Source organism: Pantoea sp. X-Soil-ISGK-285 (assembly GCF_059730815.1).
In genome coordinates this window covers 91228-113131 of sequence record NZ_AP035940.1, presented here as the reverse complement: position 1 = coordinate 113131, position 21904 = coordinate 91228, and the positions used below count along the sequence as shown (strand labels likewise).

Here is a 21904-nt window from a genome sequence, read left to right as displayed (position 1 = left end):
TTGCTTAGCGCAATGATTATTGCCGCCCAGGCGGGATTAGCGTTCAACACCCAGGCTGCAGCAGAGAAGCCCGAAACAGTTAACATTGGTTTTCAGAAAGCCAATATCTTCGCCCTGCTGAAATATCGCGGCACGCTGGATCAGGAATTTAAGAAACAGGGGATTGCGGTTCACTGGATTGAGTTCCCGGCCGGGCCGCAGATGCTGGAAGGCCTGAACATCGGAAGTATCGATCTGGCCGCAACCGGCGACGCGCCACCGACTTTTGCTCAGGCCGCACAGGCCGATCTGGTTTATCTGGCACATTCTCCCGCCAACCCCAAAACTGAGGCGATTGTGGTGCCCGCCGACTCCCGCATTAAAAGCGTGGCGGATCTCAAAGGCAAACGCGTGGCGCTGAATAAAGGCTCTGACGTTAACTATCTGCTGGTCACTGCGCTGGAGCAGGCGGGGCTGAGCTATAAAGACATTACACCGGTCTATCTGCCACCCGCCGATGCGCGTGCCGCTTTCCAGCGCGGTGCGGTGGATGCCTGGGTAATCTGGGATCCTTACTACGCGGAAGTTGAAACCAACGCCCACGCGCGGCTGATTAAAAATGCCGAAGGTCTGGTGCCACACTACACCTTCTATCTTGCCAGCCGTAAGTTTGCGGAAACCTGGCCGCAAATTGCCAGCCAGGTGGTGGATGAGCTTGGGTCGCTAAGTACCTGGGCCAATCAACATCAGGAAGAGGCGGCAAAAATCATGTCCACCTCAACCGGTCTGCCGCAGCCGATCTGGCAACGGGCGCTGGCAAGGATGCCGTTCGGGGCTGAGCGGATGACACCTGAAGTCTTCACGCAGCAGCAGGCTCTGGCCGATAAGTTTACCCAGATTGGTCTGTTACCAGTGAAGGTCGATATCCGCAGTGCAACCTGGTCGCTGGATAAGAAATAGGGTGAGGCGGGCGGCGGCTGATTAGTAGAACCTTCGCTTGACGGCTGATAACGTCATCGCCTGGAGTTAATGCAAGTGCAGGTGGATTAGCGTGACGTGTTATCCGCGCATCAGCCTGGGCCGATAAGGTCCTGTCACCGACGTTCAGCTCATCCTCGCTGAAAACGGTTTAAAGTCCTGATGGTGCTGTAAGAAAGATGCCCTTTACGTTAGTAAAGGGCATCGATTAACCTGTATTAAGAACATATTTCCTGAGGCTCCGAAAAAAATCATCTATTTCAGTCTGTATTTCAGTCAGATAGCTTCGTTACTTCGCTATTTTTTCTTGTATACATCAGCGGTACCTTTAATTTTGTTATTCGTATTGGCTGAGGTCAGCACGAACACATCGCCGCCTTTTTTATCGGCCATTTCTGATAGCTCCGCTTTTGCATCTGAAGGGCTGGTCTCACCTGATGTTGAGATATCGCCTATCTTTTCATACTGATCCTTCACTTTCATAAAATCATTCTTTGACATCATTTCGGCAGCAAATGAGCCAAACGATAAAGAGCAAATAACCACACCAAAAATTAATTTTTTCATATGCGTATCCTCGGAATGTTATAAAAGACGATTAGAATTCGTAACTACATTTAAAACATAGCATATTCAATGCAAACAGCTATTTCAAAAGCTTATTTACGATCCTGTTTTGTGATAACCGATCAGTAATTTAATTAACCACCCGCCGTGTTTTCAGGGTAATTTCAAATCAGGGCTTATTACAAAGTCAGGCCGCTCATAACTGTTCTGATTAACATCTTCTGAAATGGGGGCCAACGGTTAATCGATGGAAAGTTAAGGATATATTTATCATCATCAGTGATCCAGGTAGAGGTAATGCACCCAGCTGGTCATTCTAAGCAAAATTTTACGCATGACCGAAACATGCGTGAAGTGGTCAGAATAGACCGCAACCTGAGCAAATATGCCGTCTGGCAATGCATCAACGTCCTGATTTGGGTTTAATTCAATTATGGCTAATACGCCATCAGAACCTGAAGCAAGGCTCAGTGATTGCACCGTTCCCTGTGCCTGATAAGCTCCGCCTGGAACCACTGGCAAAACTCTGAGCAGTTTTCCTGAGAATACCTGTCCCGGAAGGGCATTAAAAACGACCTCTGCTTCATCTCCCGCCGTCAGGCGAAGCAGGGAATTTTGTCTGAACTGAGCAATGATCTGACGCTTTTGTACAGGAATGAATATCATGACCGGACGCAGCGGCAGGGCGGCTGCGTAGCTTCCGGGACGGATTAAGACCTGAGTGACATAACCATCACTGGGTGCGCGAACAACCGTCTGATCCAGGTTATACCGGGCTTCTGCTAATTGCGCGCGCAGACTGGCTATCTGGGATTGTTCTCCTCCTGATACACTGGTCAACTGGCTTCTGAGCTGCTCCTGTTCCGCCAAAGAACCTTTTACCAGGGCATCCTGTGCCAGAAATACCTGTCTGGCATTATCAATATCACGTTCGGAGAATGGATTGACTTTTGCCTTACTGCCTTTGAGATAGCGTTGATAGTCCAGAAATAATCTATCCCGCTCAGCAGATACATGGGTTGTGTAGGCAACGGCTTCGCTTAATTGTCCTTTCATCGCTTCAATATTATTAATAGCGGTGCTCAGGTCGGCTTGTAATCTTTCGACGCGGACCTTATAACGTGTCTGATCCAGGGTGAAGAGCATTTCTCCCTTTTTAATAAGCACTTCTTTTTTATCAGTAACTTCATTTACGACGCCAGTCACTTGTGGGGTAACAGGAATCGCGACAACCGCTTTTTGTGCCAGTGACGTATAGGGATGGTTATAATTCATTAGCAGAATTAGCGCACTGACCAGAAAAACGCCACCGAGGGCCGCTGTTGGCACTGTCCATTTATTGACGGGTATGCGAAATATTTTAAAAACAGCCCAGGCTATCGCAACGTAGCTTAAAATAATGAGCAGATCCATATCATCGCTCCGGTCGCAGCGGTTTCGAATCAGCCTGTAAACGCTCCAGTTCTGCTACGCGCTGCTGCAGTTCCAGTAATGAAGTGTATTGACTCTGCATCCCCCAGCCGCGCTCAGGACGATAAAGAGTGGCCCAGATCCACAGGAAAGGCCATATGACATGCAGTGTAAACAAACTTACCCAACCTGCGACGTGAATGGCATCGGCATGAGGATGATTACGGGACTTTGCGATTAAATAAGGAATATCATGAAGAACGATAACTCCATAAAAAATAATTATGAAAACGAAGATCAGCATACCCAAAGCAAAATAGTTAAGGAACATAGGTGCCTCTGCTAAATTGGAATGCGAAGTAAAAATAGATCGGCTGCAAGAATATTTCAATTCGTAAAAGAGTTAACCTGACACACCTCGTTGACAGACGCAATACCAGAAAATCATGCTGTGCTCAGGGATTTGAGGCACTCCAGCAATGACGGGGATAAACAATCCTGTTCATTAGTGATGATTTTAGTGGATTTATTACACTTTAAACGCAGGATCATTCCACTTTATTTTGAGTCGCTAACCTCCATGATGTTGGTAACTGATTGATTTGATTTTATTAAAATAACATGACACATTGATCACAGATTTGTATTTTTTAAGCTTTATTTAAAAAAATATCTTTATACTTATTAACCCTCCTGTTCCGAAGTTATTACATACTATCCGATCCATTATTTACTGGAAAATAATGGATCTCCGTTTGATAGTAGATTTTATGATCCTGACTTATCGAAATTTAACGCTTAATGATGAGATTAACTATCATGGCCTCAGGAAAGACGAGCGAATACATAGCTCTGGGATCGAATCCTGCTTCAACAGAACGCCCTGAAAAGTTCAGGTTACTCTGTTCTTACACGAGTCCATACTTTGTCGGATAAGCCGGATAGTGCTCATGTAAACCCCGACAAAAGATGGTCTTCTGTCTGGATCATTCCCTTTGTCACGCTGCTCATTGGTGCCTTTTTATTGTATTACCATAAAAGCCAGCAGGGACCTCTGGTGATTCTGATGACCGAAAACGCACAGGGGATTAAGGCAGGTAAAACCGTAATAAAAAACCGCAACATTGATGTGGGTGTCGTTGAAAGTACCGAGCTTACTGACGATCTTAAGCACGTCGAGATCAAGGTTCGCATGCACACTGGTATGCAAAAACTATTGCACGGCAATAGCGCTTTTTGGGTGGTCAGGCCTGAAATTGGATTCGAGGGGATAACGGGCTTAAGTACCTTGTTCTCAGGCGCCTATATAGCCTTACAGCCAGGTTCTCCGGGGCCAGCGCCGGAACGCTATCGGCTGTCAGATGCGCCTCCCCAGGCCTCACCGAATGCAAACGGGATCAGAATCACGCTTAATAGTCGTGAAGCGGGGCAACTCATGCCGGGCTACCCGGTTCTGTTTCGCGGCCTGCGTGTCGGGTCAGTCGAGAACAGCCGGTTTGATATGGAAAAAAGGATGATGCGTTATCAGGTTTTTATCGCTTCGCCCTTTGATCAGCTTGTCACCTCAAACGTTCGTTTCTGGAAGAATAGTGGGATTGCTGTGGATTTATCCTCATCCGGGATGCGCGTGGAGATGGGGTCCATCACCACATTATTAAGTGGCGGGGTCAGTTTTGACCTGCCTGAAGGCGTGGCCCTGGGCCAGCCGGTTAAGGGCGTAGCAACTTATACTCTTTATGACGATCTGCGAAGCATCGCGAATTCTCGTTATACCGAACACCTCGACTTCGTGATGTTCTTTTCCGATTCTGTTCGCGGACTTCAGGCAGGCGCGCCTGTCGAGTTTCGTGGAATACGCCTGGGGACGGTTGCTCAGGTTCCTTTTAACTCGCCAGAGATAACCCAGAATTTTCGCAGCCATTATGAGGTTCCCGTACTGATTCACATTGAACCCCAGAGATTCATGAGCAGTATGAGGGAAGACTTTGACCTGGAGAAAAAGCTACAGCTGGGTAAAAAACAGGGGTTAAGAGGCTCCCTGAAAACAGGCAGTCTGCTTTCCGGTTCGCTGTTTATCGACTTAGACTATTATGCAAATGTTGCACCCGACAAAGGACCGGATATCGTCGCGGGTTACAAAGTCATCCCCACAACGCCTGGTGGTTTAAACCAGATACAGCAAAAGATTGTGGCTATAGTGGATAAGATGAACAGCCTTCCGCTTCGGCCACTGATTTCAGTTGCGACCGGTACGCTAAAACAAAGTCAGCGCACCATGACAGAAATACAAAAATCGCTCAGGCATATTGATGGATTTATCAGCAGCCCTGCAATGAAAACACTGTCTGAGGATATGCAGCAAAGCCTGCAACAGCTCAGCCGTAGCATAAAAGGTATTCAGCCTGGTTCGCCCGTATATCAAAAACTGACGGGGGATATGCAGCGTCTGGACCTTGTACTCAGAGAATTGCAGCCGCTACTCAAGACCTTAGATAAGAAAAGCAATGCGCTGATTATTCAGGATGCTGCAACTGAAGATCCTGTTCCTGTCGGCGCGAAAAAGAGAAATGAAAAATAATCCCATCTTCCGGCATTTCAAATAGCTCATTCAGCCTTTGCAGTTCATCAAATATAGCCATTTGTATCTATTGAAAGAGACTGGTTATCAGGTCTTCAGGCTGCTACTATAAAGACCTGTTAAGCAGTCCTGGAGGCTCTATGCCAAACATTATTTTAAGCGATACCAGTGCCAGCGTAAGCGAACTGAAGAAAAACCCGATGGCCACGGTTAGTGCAGGTGACGGTTATCCTGTCGCCATTCTTAACCGCAACCAGCCTGCATTCTATTGCGTCCCGGCTGAGCTTTATGAACAAATGCTTGATGCCCTTGACGATCAGGAACTGGTTAAGCTGGTCAGTGAACGCAGCGGCCAGCGTCTGCTTGATGTCGATTTGGATGCGCTTTTGTGAGTTATACCGTCAAATTCAGGGAAGAGGCATTTAAAGAATGGCAGAAGCTGGACAAATCTCTTCAGCAGCAGTTTGCCAAAAAACTGAAGAAATGTTGTGACAATCCCCATATTCCTTCTGCCAGACTACGTGGGATTAAAGACTGCTATAAAATCAAACTCAGAGCGTCCGGGTTTCGCCTGGTTTATCAGGTAATAGACGATCAGCTGGTGATTGCCGTTGTTGCTGTGGGTAAACGCGAGCGCAGCGATGTTTATCATCTTGCCAGTGAGAGGATGCGGTAGGGAGGGAGGGCTGTGTCCGATGAGTATTGACGTAATTCAAGCGATATTGATAATCAGACACTTTATTTAACATAATTAGTATTATGCGCACTTCTGCAGATGGCCAATTTGGTAGTGTCACTTGATAGCAGAAACGGCAAGCTATCAGCGTCAGATGAGAAGGGATGAAGACGGTCAGGTGAAAGGGTATAGCCGGTGCATCAGCACCGGGTTTATCCTGCCCCGAAGGGGCTACCGTCCTGACAGTTCGCGCGATGCAAAAAGGCAGCTCAAGCTTCCTCTGGTTCGCTTATCTCAATACTGGTTATGTGCAGTCCGGCATGTGACATCATGCTGACCAGCTTATCAATTGAAAAGCAGTTGATCCGACCTCCTGCCAGCTCGGACACTCTGGGCTGTGAAACGCCCAGCGCAGCAGCAGCAGTGGCCTGATTCAGGCCATTACGTTTAATCCAGCTATTCAGGCGGCCTACTAACTCGGCGCGGAGTTTCATATTTTCCGCCTGCTCTGGCGTTTCGCTAAGAGCGTCCCACACATTATCAAAAGTCTGAATATTCATTTTTTACGCTCCTCAACCAATCGGCGATAACGATTTCGGGCAAGTTCTACGTCACTCTGGCTGGTCTTTTGTGTCTTTTTCTGGAAACAGTGCAGCACATACACGGCTTCTTCAAATTTGGCGACATACATGATCCGGAAAATGCCGTCATTACCCCGGATTCGGATTTCACGTGCTCCCTGACCTACCGTAGCAAAATGCTTCCAGTCGTCCGGCTCCAGTCCCTGCTGGATCAGGTCAAGCTGATACCCTGATGCGGTCCGGGCCTCTTCCGGGAAAGCCCGTAGATCCTCAAGACTGCTGTCAATAAAACTGATTTTCTTACGCATCATCACCTCATTATACGAAATTTCGTATATTGTGCAATTTCTGCATTACTCATGCACCCATACAAACCCGTAACCACTGCTTCCCTACCATGTAGTTTCCTGCTGTTTTGTCCATGGCCTACATTGCCCTGATAAAATCCAGCATCGCCTTGATCCGGCGCTGGCTTTGAGACATTCTTCAAAATCGTTGAGATAGTAAGCCGGTGTATAGCGCACCCGGTTAAACTCCAGCGTCAGCGTATTACCGGTGACAACCTCAGCTGCAATGCCCAGCAGGGAAAGCTGTATAAACGCCATATCCACCGTGACAGGATCAATATCAAATCAACTGACGGACATCTGAACTGATGGATTAAATCCGGCTTCAATCAGGCAATCTGCATAAGGTAGCATCGGTTATGTGGGTGTAATTAAGCAGGCGGAAGTAACGCACACCGATACGGGCATAAATGTCCGTTATCCCGCCGCAGTACATTTCTGCAAACATGAACGTTTCACAGTCCCCGTTCTCATTGCATGCCTGTTTCAGCGGATAGAGTCTCCCCAGCGCATCAGTAAGCGATGAAAGAGATGGGCAAGCCCGTATCAGAGTGCATGATGGTGGCTGCGCATGGCTGGGATGTGGGTGGAGCAAAACGTGCAGACATGAAAACTGCATTTATTACCCGCAAAGGACAGGCACTCTACCCGCTGGCACCTGCACCCGATCTGATCGTCAGCGATATAGGTGCGTTAGCCACTAAGATAAAACCGCTTTGCTGACCCGCCGTTTACCGCAAATACTTTAATGCCGCGAGAGTTACTCGCTGCCCAAAAACGCTAATAAAAGGCGTAGTTGATGCGAAAACACTAACAATATTCTTAAATCAGGGCTTAACCACGATACACAGCAGGCCGATGACAATAATCACTACGCCCGCCAGGCTGTGCCAGCTGAACGCCTCATGGAATACCGGCAGACAGACAGCCACCAGCCACACCAGCACATAACTGAGGCTGAGCAGCGGATAGACGCGGTTCAGCGGAAAATAGCGCAGCGCCCGAATCCAGCAGAGCATTGAAACACCATAAGCGCCCAGACCGGCCAGCAGCAGCAAGGCGGGCAGCAGGGCAACAGCAGGCAGCGACGTTATGCTGCTGACATCGGGCAGACGCGGCATCGCCCAGCGCATCATCAGCTGTGCCGCTGAGACCAGCAGCACGCTGCATGCGACCCATCCATACCCTTTCATAGCTGGCTCGCCATCAGCGCCACACCCGTCACCACCAGTAGCGTGCCGAAGATCTGGCGCAGCGTCAGGCGCTCGCGCCAGAGGATGCGTCCTGCCAGCGCAACGAAAATGAAGTTAAGGCTCAGCATCGGATAGGCCTGGCTGACAGGCACCCGCTGCAGCACCAGCAGCCAGAGAAGCATCGCGACACCCAGCAACAGCACGCTCACCCCAATCCAGCTTAAGCGGACCCGGCGCGATGCCGCGTGAGTCGCCTGTTTCTGGCACAGTTGCGCGCTGCAACTGAGCAGACTGACCAGTACAATCAGCAGCAGCATCACTTCATCTGACTGTAATAGAGGCAGACCAGCCTGCCCTGGCGATAGACGGCGTCCGGCACCGGAACATCCTCGCCGATATCACTGTGTACTGAATCAACCAGCAACAGCAGTGATACGCTTCCCGTACGGCGATGATCGGCAAGCCAGCCGCCGAAGTCCGCCTGAGAGACAAAGCGGGATTGCGCATCAGGGTAGCCCAGCCCATATTCCAGCTCGCCTTTGGTGTCATAGAAGCCGATATCGCTACGTTGCAGATGCCAGGCTGCGGCAGATGCCACGCCGGGATTGTCCGCCAGGATAAAGTGACTTGAGGCCAGACGCTGGCTGATCGTCGAGACAAAACGCTGCGGCTGTTTGGCGTCGCGGATTTTATCCGGGATTGCCGCGCCAATAAACAGCGCGACGCCCAGCGGGCAAAGCGCGGCCGCCAGCCAGCGGCGCTGTGCAGAGCGGCAGCTATATGCGCCCACCAGCCCCCAGATGAGAAATGCCAGTGCCCCCAGCGCAAGCTTCAGCATCTCGTGCGTGGTGAACAGCGGATGATGCGTCACACTCCAGGGAGCGAGCACCAGCACGACCGTTGCCAGGGTAATGATGCCGAAAATCAGGTTGAGCCAGCCATTGACTGTTAATGGGCGCCCTGCCCGCTGTGCGGCGTTCAGGCCATAGTGCGCCATCAGCAGCGACAGCGGCACAAAACAGGGCAGGATATAGGTTGGCAGCTTGCCTTTTGCCAGGCTGAAAAACAGCAGCGGCATCACCGTCCAGCTCAGCAGATAGAGCGCACCGGGATGCTGCTGACGCTCGCGCCAGCCGGTCATCAATGCGCCCGGTAACAGCGCCAGCCACGGCAGCGTTCCCAGCAGCAGAACCGGCAGGTAATACCAGAAAGGCGCTTTGTGCTGGGCATTGTCCTCAGCAAAGCGCTGAATATGCTCAACCCAGAAGAAGTAGTGCCAGAAATCCGGTGCCTGATGATAGATCGCCAGCGCCCAGGGTGCGCTGATCGCCGCGGCTGAGAGCAGCGCCAGCGGACCGAAGCAGAGCAGTTCGCGCAGTCGCTGCCGCCAGATCGCCCAAGGCAGAATCGCCAGCACAGGCACTGCCAGCGCCAGAAAGCCTTTGGTCATAAACCCCATGCCGCAGGCGAGACCCAGCAGCAGATAGCCGCCCGCCCGCCCGGCGCGTCCGCTGGCCTCCGTCGCCAGCCAGAAGCTGCACATCGCGGCAGCCAGCCAGAGCATCAGCATCGGATCGAGCACCGCATAGGTGCCGACAGCATAGACCAGCAGCGAACTGAGGAAAATAATCGTGCCGACGGCAGCCGTGCGTTCCGAACTAAACAGCCGCCTGCCGAGCCAGTAGATCAGCACGGCGGTCATCGCCGTGGAGAATATCGATCCCGCCCGCACGCCAAAGTTGTTGTGGCCAAACAGCCACTGACCCAGCGAGTTGACCCAGTAACCCGCAATCGGTTTTTCAAAATAGCGCAGACCGAAGAAGTGTGGCGTCACCCAGTTACCGGTTGCCAGCATCTCCCGGCTGATCTCCGCATAACGGGTCTCATCCGGTTGCCAGAGGTCGCGGAACATCGGCGGAAGCAGGTAATAGAGAATAAAAAAGCTGAAAAAAAGTAGCCACTTCGTGTTGTTACGTATCCGCACTAGTTCGCCTCTTCAGTCAGTTTCTGGCAGCCCTGCCACCCTTCCCGTCCGGGGATTTCGCCTCTGACCACCCTGCCCACCGGCAAGGTACTTAGATCGTCGGGCAGCAGCTCGCTTAACGGACAGAACTGAATGCCGTGACGGTCCGCAGCAGCCAGCAGCTGGTCAAAGTCCGGGTAGCCGATAATCCCTTCGACTTCGGCATGCACGGTGTAGACCGCCCCATCATCAGAAGAGAGCATTTTCGCCAGAATGTAGTCGTTATAGCCTTCTGCGCTGACCTCGCGGCCAACCACTTCATCCCATGTGGGCAACGTCACCGGAATCTGTACGGTACCGATCTGTCCATCCGGCAGCATGGGCCGGAACGGGCCGCTGCCGCGACAGTCGCTGTTGTAGTGAAAGCCAAAGTCCTGTTTGGCGGCGATCACCCGGCCATCGGCTCGCCAGCCCGCGGCGGCCGAACAGCTGACAGGATGACCGAGTATCTCACTCAGCGTTTCGGTGCCGCGTGCTATCTGCTCAACCAGCTTATCCTGCGGCCAGACGCCGGCCCAGGTCTGCCAGGCAAAATGGTCCCAGGCGTGCAGACCGACTTCGTGCTGACGAGTGGCGTCCTGCATGATGTGCCGCAATCTCCGTCCCATCTGCTTTCCCGGCCACGCCGTTCCGGCGAGCAGGATGTCCCAGCCATAGAGCGACGCGGCACGGGAGCGCAGCATCTTCATAAGAAACGCCGGTTTCACCAGCCGCCAGAGATGGCGGCCCATGTTGTCTGGTCCCACGCTGAAGAAAAAGCTGCCCCGCACCGCATGACGCCGGAACAGCTCAAGCAGCGCCGGCACGCCCTGCTTCGTGCCGCGCCAGGTATCTACGTCAATCCGCAGACCGATCTTCTTCATCACTTATCAGCCTGTGGCTCAACGGTGCGCAGGAAGAAGTCGAGCGTGTTGTCGATAGTGACATCCATCGTCACGGTCGGTGTCCAGCCGAGTAAGCGACGCGCATTGCGGATAGCCGGTTTACGGTGCTCCACATCCTGATAGCCTTTGCCGTAGTAGCTGCTGCTTTCTACTTCGCGGAAACCGGCAAACGGCGGAAACTGGCTGCGCAGCGGATGACGCTCAAAGCTGGCCAGCAGCTGCTCGGCCAGCTCTTTGATACTGGCTTCGTTGTCCGGATTACCGATATTGATGATCTGACCATCACAATTCAGCTGTTTGTTTTCGATAATGCGGAATAGCGCCTCAACGCCATCCTGAATATCGGTAAAACAGCGCTTCTGTTTGCCGCCGTCAATCAGCTTAATGGGCGAACCTTCTACCAGGTTGAGGATGAGCTGGGTTATCGCGCGGGAACTGCCGATGCGCGCTGCATTAAGGTTATCCAGACGCGGTCCCATCCAGTTGAACGGACGGAACAGGGTAAAACGCAGCCCCTCTTTTTCGCCGTAGGCCCAGATAACGCGGTCCAGCAGCTGTTTGGATACCGAGTAGATCCAGCGCTGTTTGTTGATCGGCCCGACGACCAGATTAGAGCAATCCTCATCGAAGCTGTCATCGGTACACATGCCGTAAACTTCTGAAGTGGATGGGAAAATGATGCGCTTCTGATACTTCACACAGTCGCGAATAATTTTCAGGTTCTCTTCGAAATCGAGTTCAAACACGCGCAGTGGATTGCGGGTGTACTCAATTGGCGTGGCGATGGCTACCAGCGGCAGGATGACGTCGCATTTTTTGATGTGATACTCAATCCATTCGGAATGGATAGCGATATCCCCTTCGACGAAATGGAAGCGCGGATGATCCAGGAAGCGGCTGATCGCGTCTGAACTGATATCCAGGCCATAGACCTCGAAATGCTCATCCTGTAACAAACGCTCAGTGAGATGATTACCGATAAAGCCGTTAACGCCAAGGATCAGCACGCGGGTACGACGTTGCAGCGCTGACTGCGGTTTTGAATAGAGCAGTGCGCCAGGGACGATGCCCAGACTCTGCGCCAACTGGCTGCCATTCATGTAAACGCCATGCTCGGACTGGCCGGTCTGGATTTCCAGCGCGCCTTCGCCACAGGCGATCAGGAAGGGCTGCTTAGAAAGTACCGTCCCTGGCTTTGCCTGATGCTGCTGCGGATGAACCCGGCTCTTCCAGACGATAAATTTAACCGAACCGGCAAAGGCGAATGCGCCAGGCCAGGGATCGGTAACCGCTCTGACCAGATTGTGAATCGTCTGAGCAGGCTGATTCCAGTCAATGCGGCCATCTTCGGCCGTGCGGCGATCAACCCGGGTCGCCTGACTTTCATCCTGTGGCCATTCACTCACCTCACCCTCGCGCAGACGAGGTAAAACGTCGCCGAGCAACTGCACTGCAGCTTGGGTCAGTTTACGATGCAGCGTCAGCGCATTGTCCTGATCCTCAATAGCGACCTTCTGCTGCGCCAGAATATTACCGGCATCCGCGCGCTTTACCATGCGATGTAGCGTAACGCCCGTTTCAGTTTCGCCGTTGACCAGCGCCCAGTTCAGCGGTGCCCGGCCGCGATATTTTGGCAGCAGCGAGCCGTGCAGGTTAAAAGCACCCTTTTGAGCGCATTGCAGGATCTCATCACTCAGCAGATGGCGATAGTAGAAGGAGAAGATCATTTCTGGCGCCATGGTGCGGATGCGGTCAAGCCAGATCGGGTGATTCGCCTCGTCAGGTGCATAGACCGGAATGCCATGCTCTGCCGCCAGACGGGCTACTGAGCCGAAAAAGTGGTTTTCGGTCGCCACATCGTTGTGAGTAAAAATGGCGGTGATTTCATAGCCTGCACTCAGCAGCGCATTGATGCCGACACAGCCCATGTCGTGATAGGCGAAAACAACGGTCTTCATGATTGAATATCCTGTACTGAAGGCTCTTCTGGAGCGTGAACAATGCGTTGAACGAAATAGCGCGGACGCGCCCGAACGTCGTTGTAAATGCGCCCGATGTACTCCCCGAGCAGTCCCATACCCACAAACTGGGCGCCGATAAACATAAACAGCACGGCGAACAACACGAAGACGCCGTCACCCGCCCAGGCCGCACCAAAAAAGAGTCGCAACACGATCAACACCAAAGAGAAGGCGAAGCCGGAGAGCGCTATCAGGCTGCCGACCACGCTGAGCAATCGCAGCGGCGTGGTGGTCAGACAGGTCACCAGGTCGTACATCAGGTTGATCAGGCGCATAAAGCTGTATTTCGAATCGCCAAAAGCGCGCTCGGCATGGATCACCGGCAGCTCAATGGTGTGTCGGGCAAAGGTGTTGGCCAGGATCGGAATAAAAGTGCTGCGTTCGTGACAGTTGAGCATCGCCTCGACGATGTGGCGACGATAGGCGCGCAGCATGCAGCCGTAATCGCCCATCGCCTTACCGGTGACCCGCTGAATCAGCCGGTTGAGCGTGCGCGAGGCCTTCCGACGGAACCAGCTGTCCTGGCGCTGCTGACGGACGGTACCCACCACGTCATAACCCTGACGTGCGGCGTCTACCAGCCGCGGGATCTCTTCCGGCGGGTTCTGCAGATCGGCATCCAGCGTAATAATCAGATCGCCACGAACCTGGCTGAATCCGGCCATGATGGCGGAATGCTGACCGTAGTTGCGGTTGAGCAGCACGCCGGTTATCCGGCTGCCGGGAACGGTGGCGGCCTGTTCAATCAGTTCGGCAGAACGATCGCTGCTGCCGTCATCCACCAGCAGAATTTCATACTCAATCTTAATTGAGTCACAGGCGGCGCAGGTGCGCTGAAGCAGCTCCGGCAGACTCTCCTGCTCGTTATAGACCGGGATGACCACGGAGAGCATATTGATCGGTTTAATATCGCGCATCTCAGGCTCCGGCAATGTCATGTAAAGCCTGAATCACACGTTCGACATCCTGATCCGTCATTGACGGAAACAGTGGAATCGAACACATCTGCTGGCTGTTAAGTTCACTGGCGGGAAGACGTAAATCGGGATAGTGCTCGCGGTAATATTTGTGGGTATGCGCCGCACGGAAATGCAATCCGCTGCCGATATCCCGCGTCTTCAGTGCCTGCATAAAGGCATCGCGCGACAGACCGCAGCGCTGTTCATCAATGCGAATAATAAACAGGTGCCACGCATGCTGATGTGGCCAGGCGGGCAGTGACAGCGGCGTGAACGGCAGCGTGCGCAGCGCTTCAAGATAGCGTTCAGCAATCTCACGGCGGCGGGCAATAAAGCCCGGCAGTTTCTGTAACTGCACCAGCGCAATCGCCGCGCTGATATCGGGCAGATTGTATTTAAAGCCCGGCATCATGACTTCCGCCTGCGGCAGACGCCCCTGGGTCTGACGATCAAACGCATCTACTGCCAGGCCATGAAACTTCAGGCTGCGTATACGATCGGCGAGAGTGGCGTCATCGGTCACCACCAGGCCCCCTTCCGCGCAGGTGATATTCTTGATGGCGTGGAAAGAGAAAATCGCCGTACCGCGATGCCCGACCGGTTTTTGGTAATAAGTGGTGCCCACCGCGTGAGCCGCATCTTCAATAATGGCGATGCCATGCTGTTGAGCCAGTTGATAGATTGGCGCGAGATCGGCAGGTACACCAGCGTAATGCACCGGAATAATCACGCGGGTGCGGGGCGTAATCGCCTGCGCTATCCGGTCCGGCGTGATCATCAGGTTGTCGGGATCCACATCAATCATCACCGGCGTGGCACCCAGAAGCGTGATCAGGTTCAGGGTAGAGACCCAGGTCATGGACGGCGTGATCACCTCATCGCCAGGCCCGATCCCCATCGCCATCAGCGTGACATGCATTCCGGCAGTGGCAGAGCTTACTGCAATGGCGTGCTGGTTGCCGGTCATCTGAACAAAGGCCTGCTCCAGTTCGGCGCATTTTGCCCCGGTCGTTATCCAGCCAGAGTCAAATACCGCTTTAACAGCAGCCAGCTCTTCATCACCGAATGAAGGCCGGGAAAATGGCAAAAAATCCATGCTAAAACTCCTGCAGATCAAACCCATAAGCTGTCGCGCGTTGTTAATCAGGCACAACGCCGGAAAATAATTGAAATAGCGAATGACTCACAGTCGGCCAGGGTGTTATCGACACCACGCTTTCCCGTTCTGGAATTAAGGTTACCGGACTGCTAATACAAACTACCGTATGAAAGTTAACTGAACATTAAATGAAGAGTGTGAATTGAAATAAAATCAAGGGAGAGCAAGTTAAGGATTTCAGAAAAAGTTCACTATTAAATGGCTAATAATAGGCGTGACCTCAACTCTTTTTGATTTATTGATATTTTGTTTAAAAACAGCAGGCTCTGTCAGTCACCAGAGCAGGGTTCAGCTCATCCTGATGAAGTCACTTCTGGAGAGAAAAATTAACACGCTGATATTGCTGGGCTAAATTCAGCCTGCTACTCACAGTATCACATCGAAAAAAATAGCGATCCGCTCATATCAGGAGAATCACAGATTAATAAAGCCGTCTTAATGTATTCTTAATATTTTTCGTTATTAATGTTCTGCCCTTGCAATAATCATTACACTTTGGTGATTCTCAAGTGACAGTCAGTTAATATCTGTCAGATTACCTGTGCCTGTAAGGTAAAAACAGTGCTAAAAAAAGTGAATAGGATCGCGGTTTCAGGCGTTAACGTTGGGTCTGCCTAAAAAAGAGAAAATAGTGATGATGCGTGCCGCCTGTTTATGCACTCTGTTAGCCCTGCTCAGCCCGGTGCTTTACGCCGCGCCGGTAACCTATGCCATTACCCCCGATAAAACGTCGATAGGCCTTTCATGGCGCGCCTTTGGTCACCAATTTTCGCAGGCCAGACTGCAGGGTGTGAGCGGCACGGTGACACTCAACCCTGATGAAGACCGTGACGATCGTATTGAAGTGACTATTCCGGTAGGGACACTGGTGGCCTCGAACAGCCTGTTAACCTGGCAACTGAAAAGTAACCTGTTTTTTGATGCAGAGCGTTACCCAAACATTCACTTTGTCAGTAGTCGCGTGGCCTCACTGGGTGGCGGCAATTATCGTATTTTTGGTGTGCTGACGGTTAAAAATGTCAGCCGGCCAGTCGTGATGCTGGCCTCGCTGGACAGCGGAAAGACAATTGATCCGGCTTCAGGTTCGCTGGCGCTACATGCCTCCACCGCCATCTCCCGCTCAGCCTTCGGAATGGATCGGCTGGTCGGGGTGGTTGATGATCGCGTCAACATTGCGCTGGCCATTGCCGCGCAGGGCAGAAAGCCGCTGTAGCGGTAACCGCTGAAGGGTCCGATTAACTGAGTGCTGTCTGCAATGTTTCCGCTGTGGCAGCCAGTTGAGCCGGTGGGTTGCGGCCAATCAGCACATATTGATAGCCGTCACGCTTCCACCAGGCCAGTTGCATGCCATGGCGCTTTTCATGGGCGATGGGATTCGCGCTGTCCGGCTCAGGCGAGATACAGAGCGCCATCGGGCCATAATCAGCATGCAGCCAGGCGATTTGTGCAATCGACGTCCGTTCGTAGCGCAGGATCCGCACCATTTTCAGTTCAGCCCCTGGCAGGCTGAGTTGCTGAGGATGCAGCTGCAATCCTAAATCGAGTCGGGTACGGTCCAGCCCCCTTTGCAGCATGGCGGCGTCATCAGGCGTATCGGCCAGCGTTTCAGCACTGTAGAGCGACATATAACGCGCCTCCAGATCGCGGATATTCTGGCTTTCATCTTTCTCATCATCTTCCGGTCTTGCCAGGAAACCGATGCCACTGCCCACCAGCAAAAAGCTGACAGACGCAGCAATCAGTGCCCGACGGCTGTAGCCTTTGGCTGGCATTGACTCTGGTGCCGTGATGGCTGCCAGTTGCTGTGCCATTCTGGCCTGCGGTGCCTGTTCCAGCAGCGGCGCAAAAGCCTGTTCAAAATCGAGATTACTGTGCTGTAAATGCTCAACCCGTGCCGCCAGTTCGGGATCCCCTGCCATCGCCTGCTCAAACTGCACGGCTTCCTGTGGCGTCATCTCACCATCCAGCCAGGCAACGATTGCCTCATCGCGCCACGGTGGCGTAAAAGTTTCCCTGTTCATCTCCGTTTCTCCTGCGGTGCGGGCGAGGTCGCCGGCTGTCTGGCCAGCGTGGCACGTGCGGCGGCCAGACGGCTCATAATAGTGCCAATGGGAACCGAGAGCGTCTCTGCCGCCTCCTGATAGGTCAGACCTTCGACATACACCAGAAACAGTGCATTACGCTGCGCCTCGGGTAAGGCGTTAACCTGTAGCATAATGCGCTGGAAATGGCGGTTGTCGTCGCTGTTGGTGTGGTTGTCTGCGGCCAGCAGCGCATCGGGATCCACGAATCCCTGTCCCTGCCGGACCTTTCGCGCCCGTAAATCACTGGCCCAGATGGAGTGAAGGATCGAAAAAAGCCATCGATCAATGCGTGTGCCCGGCGTGAACTGCGCGCTGCGTTCCAGCGCGCGTACGCAGGTTGACTGCACCAGCTCTTCTGCCATGTCACGGTTGTGTGACAGCACATAGCCGTAACGCCAGAGCCGCGTCAGATGTTCCGCAAGATGCTGACGGATGTCACTGTGAGTGATTTTTCGCTCCTCCCTTCCGCATCAGACCTCGGGGTGGCCATTGATCGCGGCCTGCAGATCGCGGTATTCCTCGCAGTCTGTACCACAAATCCCGGCAATGGTTTTTAACTGTTCACGCGCCAGATCCGGACGCCCTTTGATCATCCAGGCTTCGCCCAGATATTCACGCACTTTAGCGTAACGGGGATCAAGTGCAATGGCGCGCTGATAATAGCCAATGCCCTCGTCCGTGCGGCCCAGTTTACGGGTGGCGTAACCACGATAGTTCCAGGCTTCACGGGTATCCTGATTTTTCAGCGTATCCAGCAGGTTCAGCGCCGCCTGATATTCGCCCTTTTTCGCCAGATGCCAGGCATAGCGGGTTTTATCGTCGTCACTCAGCTTGCTGGTCTTCTCAGGCACACAACTTTTAGTGTGACTGTCATAGACCTGACCTTTGGGGCAGTCAGGCGTCTTTTTATCACTGTCATTGTCGCCCATCGCCATACTCAGCGGAGAGTGCAGCATCAGCAGCAGTGCCGGAACGGCAAGCAGAGAAAAACCAGAACGCGTTGTCATAATTTATCCTTATCGGGTCTGTGAGACAGGCGATAAAGCCCGCCGGATGCAGTCCGCTAGCGCGGCGCTGTACGGTAAACAGCTCAGCGCCAGTTTCTATTCGATAAAAATAAAATTATTTTTTGCCAGGGTGCCACGCTGAATCAGAACGGTAGTTTTTCCACCGCACAGAAACGCCGTTCCGCCAGGGAGATCACCGCAGCTTCCGCAATCGCCTGGGCTTTCAGTCCATCCTCAAGGCCAGGAAGATCGTCAACCTGCTCACCGTTCAGCGATCGGATAAATGCATCCAGATGAGCATAGTAAGTTGGCTGCACCCGGCTGAACCAGTCGGGCAACAAGCCTGGCTGCTGAATCTGCGCACCCTGATAGCAGCTGACGCCGCGCTGTGGCTGAGAGGCTGATTCCAGCATCCCGTGCGGTCCCATCACACTGATGCGTTCATCGTAGCCATAGCCGGTGCGGCGGACATTATCGAGCTGTGCCAGCGCCCCGCCCTGCAGCCGCAATAGCAGCGTGCTGGTGTCCACGTCGTCAAATTCGCTGATCGAGGGCAGAGCCAGCGCAGCACCCATCGCAGCCACCTCTGTCACCTCCTCTTCAGTCAGCCAGCGCAGCAGGTCAAAAAAGTGGATAGCCTGATCGCGCATTTGCCCGCCGGACGCCTGAAGATAGGCCAGCGGCGGCATGGCTGAGGAGCGGCAGACCATCTGAATCAGTTCCGCCGGGCCGATCCGCCCCTGGCGGAGTTGTTGCTTCAGCTGCTGATGGCTGACATCAAAACGCCGATTAAACCCTACTGTGACCGGCACGTTGTAGGGGAGAACATTAGCCACGGCAGAGCGGGCCCGCTCAAGAGAGAGATCGACCGGTTTTTCACAGTAAATAGCTTTACCGGCGCGGGCTGCGGCTTCCAGTAAGTCAGCATGGGTCGGCGTCGCGCTGGCGATCAGCACCATACCAATCTGCTCATCATTTATCGCCTCGGTGACAGACGCGGCCCGGGCACCAAAGCGGGTCGCAAAGGCGGCGGCGCGCGCGGGATCCGCATCCGCGACCCATACCAACTCAACTCCGGGGTGCGCCTGAAGATTCGCGGCATGAACTTCACCAATAAAGCCACACCCCAGCAGGGCAACACGTTGCTTTTTATTCATTTTTTTGAACTCCATCATAGTCCGGCAGAAAGATGCATCTGCAGGATAACGCTGCGTTTTACACTGGCGGCACGGTGTTTTGAGGTGTTTACCTCAGAGGAGATCGGCATGTCGCTGAAAGAGGTCGCCCGACGGGCAGGTGTGGGACTGGCAACCGTGGATCGGGTGCTCAATGAACGTGGCGGCGTCGCGCCGGAGACGGTTCACAGGGTGCTGCAGGCAGCACGTGAAGTCGGGCTGAAGCGGATCCTGCCGGAGGAGCATCGTCATCCGTGGCAGATAGAACTGCTGCTGAGCAGCAACGATTCGTTTTTCTTTAAGCAGCTGGCACAGGATTTTACTGAGGTTGCCTCGCATCTGGGCTATCGCCGGTTAACGCTGCGCCGCACTTTTGTCCCCGAGGCTCAGCCAGAACGTCTGGCAAAGCTTATCAGGCAGGGCGGTGAAACGCGGGATGGTCTGATCGTTTTTGCCCATGAACATCCGGCGATCTATGAGGCGCTGGACCATTGCCAGGCGCGTGGTGTACCGGTGATCTCGCTGGTCACCGATTTACCCGGTGCCGCCCGACTCTGTCATGTGGGGATCAATCAGTTGCAGGCCGGACGTACAGCCGCTCAGCTGATGGGCAAAATGCTGCATCAACCCGGTGAGGTGTTGATGGTCAGTGGGCACCGGGATTACAGCGCACATCGTCAGCGTATTGAAGGGTTCCGTGACCTGATAACCAGTCGGTTTCCCCATCTTCAGTTACGTGAAGTTCTGGCCGCCCAGGAAAATCGCGACACCCTCAGTAAGTTGCTGGAGAAGCAGCTGGTTCAGAGCGGTCATCTCCAGGGCATTTATAACACCGGGCTGGGGAATACCGAGATCGGGCAGGCGCTGGCACGACATCGTCGGCTGAATCAGTGCATCTGGATCACTCATGAGCTTTACGCCACCACCCGCACGCTGATGGCGCAGCAGAGCGTTGCGCTGACACTGGATCAAAACACCGGGCAGCATGCCCAGCTCGCGCTGCAGCTGATGCTGAATTATCTGGAGCAGGGAGAGAAACCCGATATCTACATTAACGGAAAAGTGGATTTCATCATTTATACGGCAGAAAACTGTCTGTAAAGATTGCCCGTTGTGTCATATCCACCGGTAAAGAAATATGCTTTACCTGCCGTCGATCATTGCATTCAGCACTATTTCCCGCGCGAAGCAGTGCCCGGGAAAGTGGCTCACTGGCTCAGAAGTGCATAGAAAATAGCCTGCCACAGATAATCTGATTGCAGTGACAAGCTGAAACCGCCCCTTTATGTCAGATAAAAAATCTAACTATTATCTAAATATTAAAATATAAATCTATATATGCATTTTTTATGGTTTTAATATTTAGATGCAGAGTAATGACGTTAATATCGTATCCGACTGAACAAACAGCGAAGTGAAACGGGTGAATTAATGTGCGACAGAGGTGCGGAAACAGAGCAGGAATAACACTCGCAGTCCTGAACGGTTAGCCATTAAAAGCGTACTTTGCAGAGTTGATCAATATCAAAACTTAATGGGTTTTTATCGTCATATTCCTATTGGGTTTCACTTTCTGCCAGGTTGATGCTAAGTTCTCGTCGGTTTAAAACAGGGCAGTATGAAGAACCGTTTCACTGATATTACGGCCACCCTGAATTTTTCCTGCGCCAGTACGGTGCCTGACTAATTAATGAGCGTATGATTTGGAAAAGTGTTTATATCCGGTGCGTACCAGAACTGAGAGGGTGCTGCACGCAGTGGTATTCGAAGTTGTCGCTAATGTGCTGGTTTTCTTTATCCTGATTATTTTTACCTCCGCAGCACCATCGCAGTCGTTGTTGCTTACATTGGTTTCATCAACTCTGGCTATGGGATGGAACTACCTGTTCAACCTGATGTTTGACAGTGTTCAGCTAAAAACAGGATTTAAAAAGAACTTGCGAGTGAGATGCCTCCATGCCGTTCTGTTTGAGGCGGGTCTGTTATTAGTGTTAATCCCCTTTGCAGCATGGTGGCTGGACATTACGCTATTCTCAGCGTTGAGACTTGAATCCGGACTGGTGCTATTTTTTCTGACCTATGCTTTTCTGTTCAATTTGTTATGGGATTGGGGAAGATCAGCAAAATCAATGAAGATATTAAATTAATGTATCATGTCATTAAAATTTACTTTCAGAAATTAACCTTTCGCTTAGCCGGCTAATGGAACTTCGCGTGCGAGTGATCGCGCCCGAATGTATCCGATGCGTAAGGAAACAAGTATATCTGTTGTCAGGAGAAGCT

Annotated in this window: 23 protein-coding genes and 2 pseudogenes; 8 read left to right on the top strand and 17 right to left on the bottom strand. The window is 52.6% G+C overall.

From position 1 onward, the window contains the following. Positions 1-12: 12 nt before the first annotated feature. The gene (locus tag AC6I8B_RS22320) at positions 13-939 is read left to right on the top strand and encodes a sulfonate ABC transporter substrate-binding protein (RefSeq protein WP_198346873.1); all 927 of its coding nucleotides are present in this window, start codon (positions 13-15) and stop codon (positions 937-939) included. Positions 940-1254: 315 nt separating this feature from the next. On the opposite strand, the gene yahO is transcribed toward AC6I8B_RS22320, so the two are convergent. The 3 genes from yahO to AC6I8B_RS22305 form a co-directional block, all read right to left on the bottom strand. Continuing rightward, positions 1255-1524 (bottom strand): DUF1471 family periplasmic protein YahO, encoded by a 270-nt coding sequence (gene yahO / locus AC6I8B_RS22315; RefSeq protein ID WP_010257103.1) that lies wholly within the window; start codon positions 1522-1524, stop codon positions 1255-1257. Positions 1525-1800: 276 nt separating this feature from the next. Next, positions 1801-2937 (bottom strand): HlyD family secretion protein, encoded by a 1137-nt coding sequence (locus AC6I8B_RS22310; protein WP_033781086.1) that lies wholly within the window; start codon positions 2935-2937, stop codon positions 1801-1803. A gap of 1 nt (position 2938) precedes the next feature. Next, the gene (locus AC6I8B_RS22305; RefSeq protein WP_157354183.1) at positions 2939-3265 is read right to left on the bottom strand and encodes a DUF3302 domain-containing protein; all 327 of its coding nucleotides are present in this window, start codon (positions 3263-3265) and stop codon (positions 2939-2941) included. A gap of 594 nt (positions 3266-3859) precedes the next feature. On the opposite strand from AC6I8B_RS22305, the gene pqiB reads away from it, so the two are divergent. From pqiB to AC6I8B_RS22290, 3 genes are all read left to right on the top strand, one after another. Beyond that, a complete protein-coding gene (gene pqiB, locus AC6I8B_RS22300; protein WP_157354180.1) occupies positions 3860-5512 on the top strand; it encodes an intermembrane transport protein PqiB in 1653 nt (550 codons plus the stop codon). A gap of 140 nt (positions 5513-5652) precedes the next feature. After that, positions 5653-5904, top strand: a complete 252-nt coding sequence (locus tag AC6I8B_RS22295) for a type II toxin-antitoxin system Phd/YefM family antitoxin (RefSeq protein ID WP_022624281.1) — start codon at positions 5653-5655, stop codon at positions 5902-5904. After that, positions 5901-6188 (top strand): type II toxin-antitoxin system RelE family toxin, encoded by a 288-nt coding sequence (locus AC6I8B_RS22290; RefSeq protein ID WP_010257115.1) that lies wholly within the window; start codon positions 5901-5903, stop codon positions 6186-6188. Before AC6I8B_RS22295 ends, AC6I8B_RS22290 begins: the two co-directional genes overlap by 4 nt. A gap of 269 nt (positions 6189-6457) precedes the next feature. Here AC6I8B_RS22290 and AC6I8B_RS22285 read toward each other — a convergent pair whose 3' ends face one another. The 3 genes and pseudogenes from AC6I8B_RS22285 to AC6I8B_RS22275 all read right to left on the bottom strand — a co-directional run. Further along, complete coding sequence (locus tag AC6I8B_RS22285; RefSeq protein WP_022624282.1) at positions 6458-6748, bottom strand: helix-turn-helix domain-containing protein; 291 nt, start codon at positions 6746-6748, stop codon at positions 6458-6460. Beyond that, entirely contained in the window at positions 6745-7077 is a 333-nt protein-coding gene (locus tag AC6I8B_RS22280; RefSeq protein WP_031292300.1) for a type II toxin-antitoxin system RelE/ParE family toxin, read from the bottom strand. The genes AC6I8B_RS22285 and AC6I8B_RS22280 overlap by 4 nt, the downstream gene beginning before the upstream one ends. 118 nt (positions 7078-7195) lie before the next feature. Beyond that, positions 7196-7470: pseudogene (locus AC6I8B_RS22275) on the bottom strand (N-6 DNA methylase); the annotation flags it as partial. 165 nt (positions 7471-7635) lie between these two features. Here AC6I8B_RS22275 and AC6I8B_RS22270 point away from each other — a divergent pair. Further along, a pseudogene (locus tag AC6I8B_RS22270) lies at positions 7636-7839 on the top strand (haloacid dehalogenase type II); the annotation flags it as partial. A gap of 104 nt (positions 7840-7943) precedes the next feature. Here the strand turns inward: AC6I8B_RS22270 and arnF are convergent. Genes arnF through arnB form a run of 7 tightly spaced genes read right to left on the bottom strand, consistent with a single transcriptional unit; the run spans position 7944 to position 15292 of the window. Next, entirely contained in the window at positions 7944-8309 is a 366-nt protein-coding gene (gene arnF, locus AC6I8B_RS22265; RefSeq protein WP_010257128.1) for a 4-amino-4-deoxy-L-arabinose-phosphoundecaprenol flippase subunit ArnF, read from the bottom strand. Beyond that, complete coding sequence (gene arnE / locus AC6I8B_RS22260) at positions 8306-8626, bottom strand: 4-amino-4-deoxy-L-arabinose-phosphoundecaprenol flippase subunit ArnE (RefSeq protein ID WP_010257131.1); 321 nt, start codon at positions 8624-8626, stop codon at positions 8306-8308. The genes arnF and arnE overlap by 4 nt, the downstream gene beginning before the upstream one ends. Beyond that, a complete protein-coding gene (gene arnT / locus AC6I8B_RS22255) occupies positions 8626-10293 on the bottom strand; it encodes a lipid IV(A) 4-amino-4-deoxy-L-arabinosyltransferase (RefSeq protein WP_497817787.1) in 1668 nt (555 codons plus the stop codon). The genes arnE and arnT overlap by 1 nt, the downstream gene beginning before the upstream one ends. Further along, positions 10293-11195 (bottom strand): 4-deoxy-4-formamido-L-arabinose-phosphoundecaprenol deformylase, encoded by a 903-nt coding sequence (gene arnD, locus AC6I8B_RS22250; RefSeq protein ID WP_497817786.1) that lies wholly within the window; start codon positions 11193-11195, stop codon positions 10293-10295. Before arnD ends, arnT begins: the two co-directional genes overlap by 1 nt. Then, positions 11195-13174, bottom strand: a complete 1980-nt coding sequence (arnA, locus tag AC6I8B_RS22245) for a bifunctional UDP-4-amino-4-deoxy-L-arabinose formyltransferase/UDP-glucuronic acid oxidase ArnA (RefSeq protein ID WP_045139866.1) — start codon at positions 13172-13174, stop codon at positions 11195-11197. Before arnA ends, arnD begins: the two co-directional genes overlap by 1 nt. Beyond that, a complete protein-coding gene (arnC, locus tag AC6I8B_RS22240; protein ID WP_010257142.1) occupies positions 13171-14154 on the bottom strand; it encodes an undecaprenyl-phosphate 4-deoxy-4-formamido-L-arabinose transferase in 984 nt (327 codons plus the stop codon). Before arnC ends, arnA begins: the two co-directional genes overlap by 4 nt. A gap of 1 nt (position 14155) precedes the next feature. Beyond that, complete coding sequence (gene arnB / locus AC6I8B_RS22235; RefSeq protein ID WP_497816594.1) at positions 14156-15292, bottom strand: UDP-4-amino-4-deoxy-L-arabinose aminotransferase; 1137 nt, start codon at positions 15290-15292, stop codon at positions 14156-14158. Positions 15293-15989: 697 nt separating this feature from the next. Between arnB and AC6I8B_RS22230 the strand changes: the two genes are divergently transcribed. After that, positions 15990-16568 carry a YceI family protein gene (locus tag AC6I8B_RS22230; RefSeq protein WP_033786444.1) on the top strand — a complete coding sequence of 193 codons (579 nt, stop codon included), beginning with the start codon at positions 15990-15992 and terminating at the stop codon, positions 16566-16568. A 22-nt stretch (positions 16569-16590) separates the two neighbouring features. Here the strand turns inward: AC6I8B_RS22230 and AC6I8B_RS22225 are convergent, their stop codons facing one another. The 4 genes from AC6I8B_RS22225 to AC6I8B_RS22210 all read right to left on the bottom strand — a co-directional run bounded on the left by AC6I8B_RS22225 (position 16591) and on the right by AC6I8B_RS22210 (position 19603). Then, complete coding sequence (locus tag AC6I8B_RS22225) at positions 16591-17376, bottom strand: anti-sigma factor family protein (protein WP_022624292.1); 786 nt, start codon at positions 17374-17376, stop codon at positions 16591-16593. Further along, positions 17373-17822, bottom strand: a complete 450-nt coding sequence (locus tag AC6I8B_RS22220; protein ID WP_010257152.1) for a sigma-70 family RNA polymerase sigma factor — start codon at positions 17820-17822, stop codon at positions 17373-17375. The genes AC6I8B_RS22225 and AC6I8B_RS22220 overlap by 4 nt, the downstream gene beginning before the upstream one ends. A gap of 87 nt (positions 17823-17909) precedes the next feature. After that, a complete protein-coding gene (locus AC6I8B_RS22215) occupies positions 17910-18446 on the bottom strand; it encodes a tetratricopeptide repeat protein (protein WP_010257155.1) in 537 nt (178 codons plus the stop codon). Between the two features lie 143 nt (positions 18447-18589). Continuing rightward, complete coding sequence (locus AC6I8B_RS22210) at positions 18590-19603, bottom strand: Gfo/Idh/MocA family oxidoreductase (RefSeq protein ID WP_033786442.1); 1014 nt, start codon at positions 19601-19603, stop codon at positions 18590-18592. 108 nt (positions 19604-19711) lie between these two features. Between AC6I8B_RS22210 and AC6I8B_RS22205 the strand changes: the two genes are divergently transcribed. Together AC6I8B_RS22205 and AC6I8B_RS22200 are read left to right on the top strand one after the other, a co-directional pair. Next, complete coding sequence (locus AC6I8B_RS22205) at positions 19712-20722, top strand: LacI family DNA-binding transcriptional regulator (RefSeq protein WP_052271859.1); 1011 nt, start codon at positions 19712-19714, stop codon at positions 20720-20722. 602 nt (positions 20723-21324) lie between these two features. Next, a complete protein-coding gene (locus AC6I8B_RS22200) occupies positions 21325-21768 on the top strand; it encodes a PACE efflux transporter (RefSeq protein WP_033744181.1) in 444 nt (147 codons plus the stop codon). Positions 21769-21904: the final 136 nt, after the last annotated feature.

Excerpts from the sequence above, each read along its gene's own strand:
- AC6I8B_RS22320 (WP_198346873.1), top strand. The coding sequence starts at position 13 with ATGATTATTGCCGCCCAGGCGGGATTAGCGTTCAACACCCAGGCTGCA.
- yahO (WP_010257103.1), bottom strand. The coding sequence starts at position 1,524 with ATGAAAAAATTAATTTTTGGTGTGGTTATTTGCTCTTTATCGTTTGGC.
- AC6I8B_RS22310 (WP_033781086.1), bottom strand. The coding sequence starts at position 2,937 with ATGGATCTGCTCATTATTTTAAGCTACGTTGCGATAGCCTGGGCTGTT.
- AC6I8B_RS22305 (WP_157354183.1), bottom strand. The coding sequence starts at position 3,265 with ATGTTCCTTAACTATTTTGCTTTGGGTATGCTGATCTTCGTTTTCATA.
- AC6I8B_RS22295 (WP_022624281.1), top strand. The coding sequence starts at position 5,653 with ATGCCAAACATTATTTTAAGCGATACCAGTGCCAGCGTAAGCGAACTG.
- AC6I8B_RS22285 (WP_022624282.1), bottom strand. The coding sequence starts at position 6,748 with ATGAATATTCAGACTTTTGATAATGTGTGGGACGCTCTTAGCGAAACG.
- AC6I8B_RS22280 (WP_031292300.1), bottom strand. The coding sequence starts at position 7,077 with ATGCGTAAGAAAATCAGTTTTATTGACAGCAGTCTTGAGGATCTACGG.
- arnF (WP_010257128.1), bottom strand. The coding sequence starts at position 8,309 with ATGAAAGGGTATGGATGGGTCGCATGCAGCGTGCTGCTGGTCTCAGCG.
- arnE (WP_010257131.1), bottom strand. The coding sequence starts at position 8,626 with ATGCTGCTGCTGATTGTACTGGTCAGTCTGCTCAGTTGCAGCGCGCAA.
- arnD (WP_497817786.1), bottom strand. The coding sequence starts at position 11,195 with ATGAAGAAGATCGGTCTGCGGATTGACGTAGATACCTGGCGCGGCACG.
- arnA (WP_045139866.1), bottom strand. The coding sequence starts at position 13,174 with ATGAAGACCGTTGTTTTCGCCTATCACGACATGGGCTGTGTCGGCATC.
- arnC (WP_010257142.1), bottom strand. The coding sequence starts at position 14,154 with ATGCGCGATATTAAACCGATCAATATGCTCTCCGTGGTCATCCCGGTC.
- arnB (WP_497816594.1), bottom strand. The coding sequence starts at position 15,292 with ATGGATTTTTTGCCATTTTCCCGGCCTTCATTCGGTGATGAAGAGCTG.
- AC6I8B_RS22230 (WP_033786444.1), top strand. The coding sequence starts at position 15,990 with ATGATGCGTGCCGCCTGTTTATGCACTCTGTTAGCCCTGCTCAGCCCG.
- AC6I8B_RS22225 (WP_022624292.1), bottom strand. The coding sequence starts at position 17,376 with ATGAACAGGGAAACTTTTACGCCACCGTGGCGCGATGAGGCAATCGTT.
- AC6I8B_RS22215 (WP_010257155.1), bottom strand. The coding sequence starts at position 18,446 with ATGACAACGCGTTCTGGTTTTTCTCTGCTTGCCGTTCCGGCACTGCTG.
- AC6I8B_RS22210 (WP_033786442.1), bottom strand. The coding sequence starts at position 19,603 with ATGAATAAAAAGCAACGTGTTGCCCTGCTGGGGTGTGGCTTTATTGGT.
- AC6I8B_RS22205 (WP_052271859.1), top strand. The coding sequence starts at position 19,712 with ATGTCGCTGAAAGAGGTCGCCCGACGGGCAGGTGTGGGACTGGCAACC.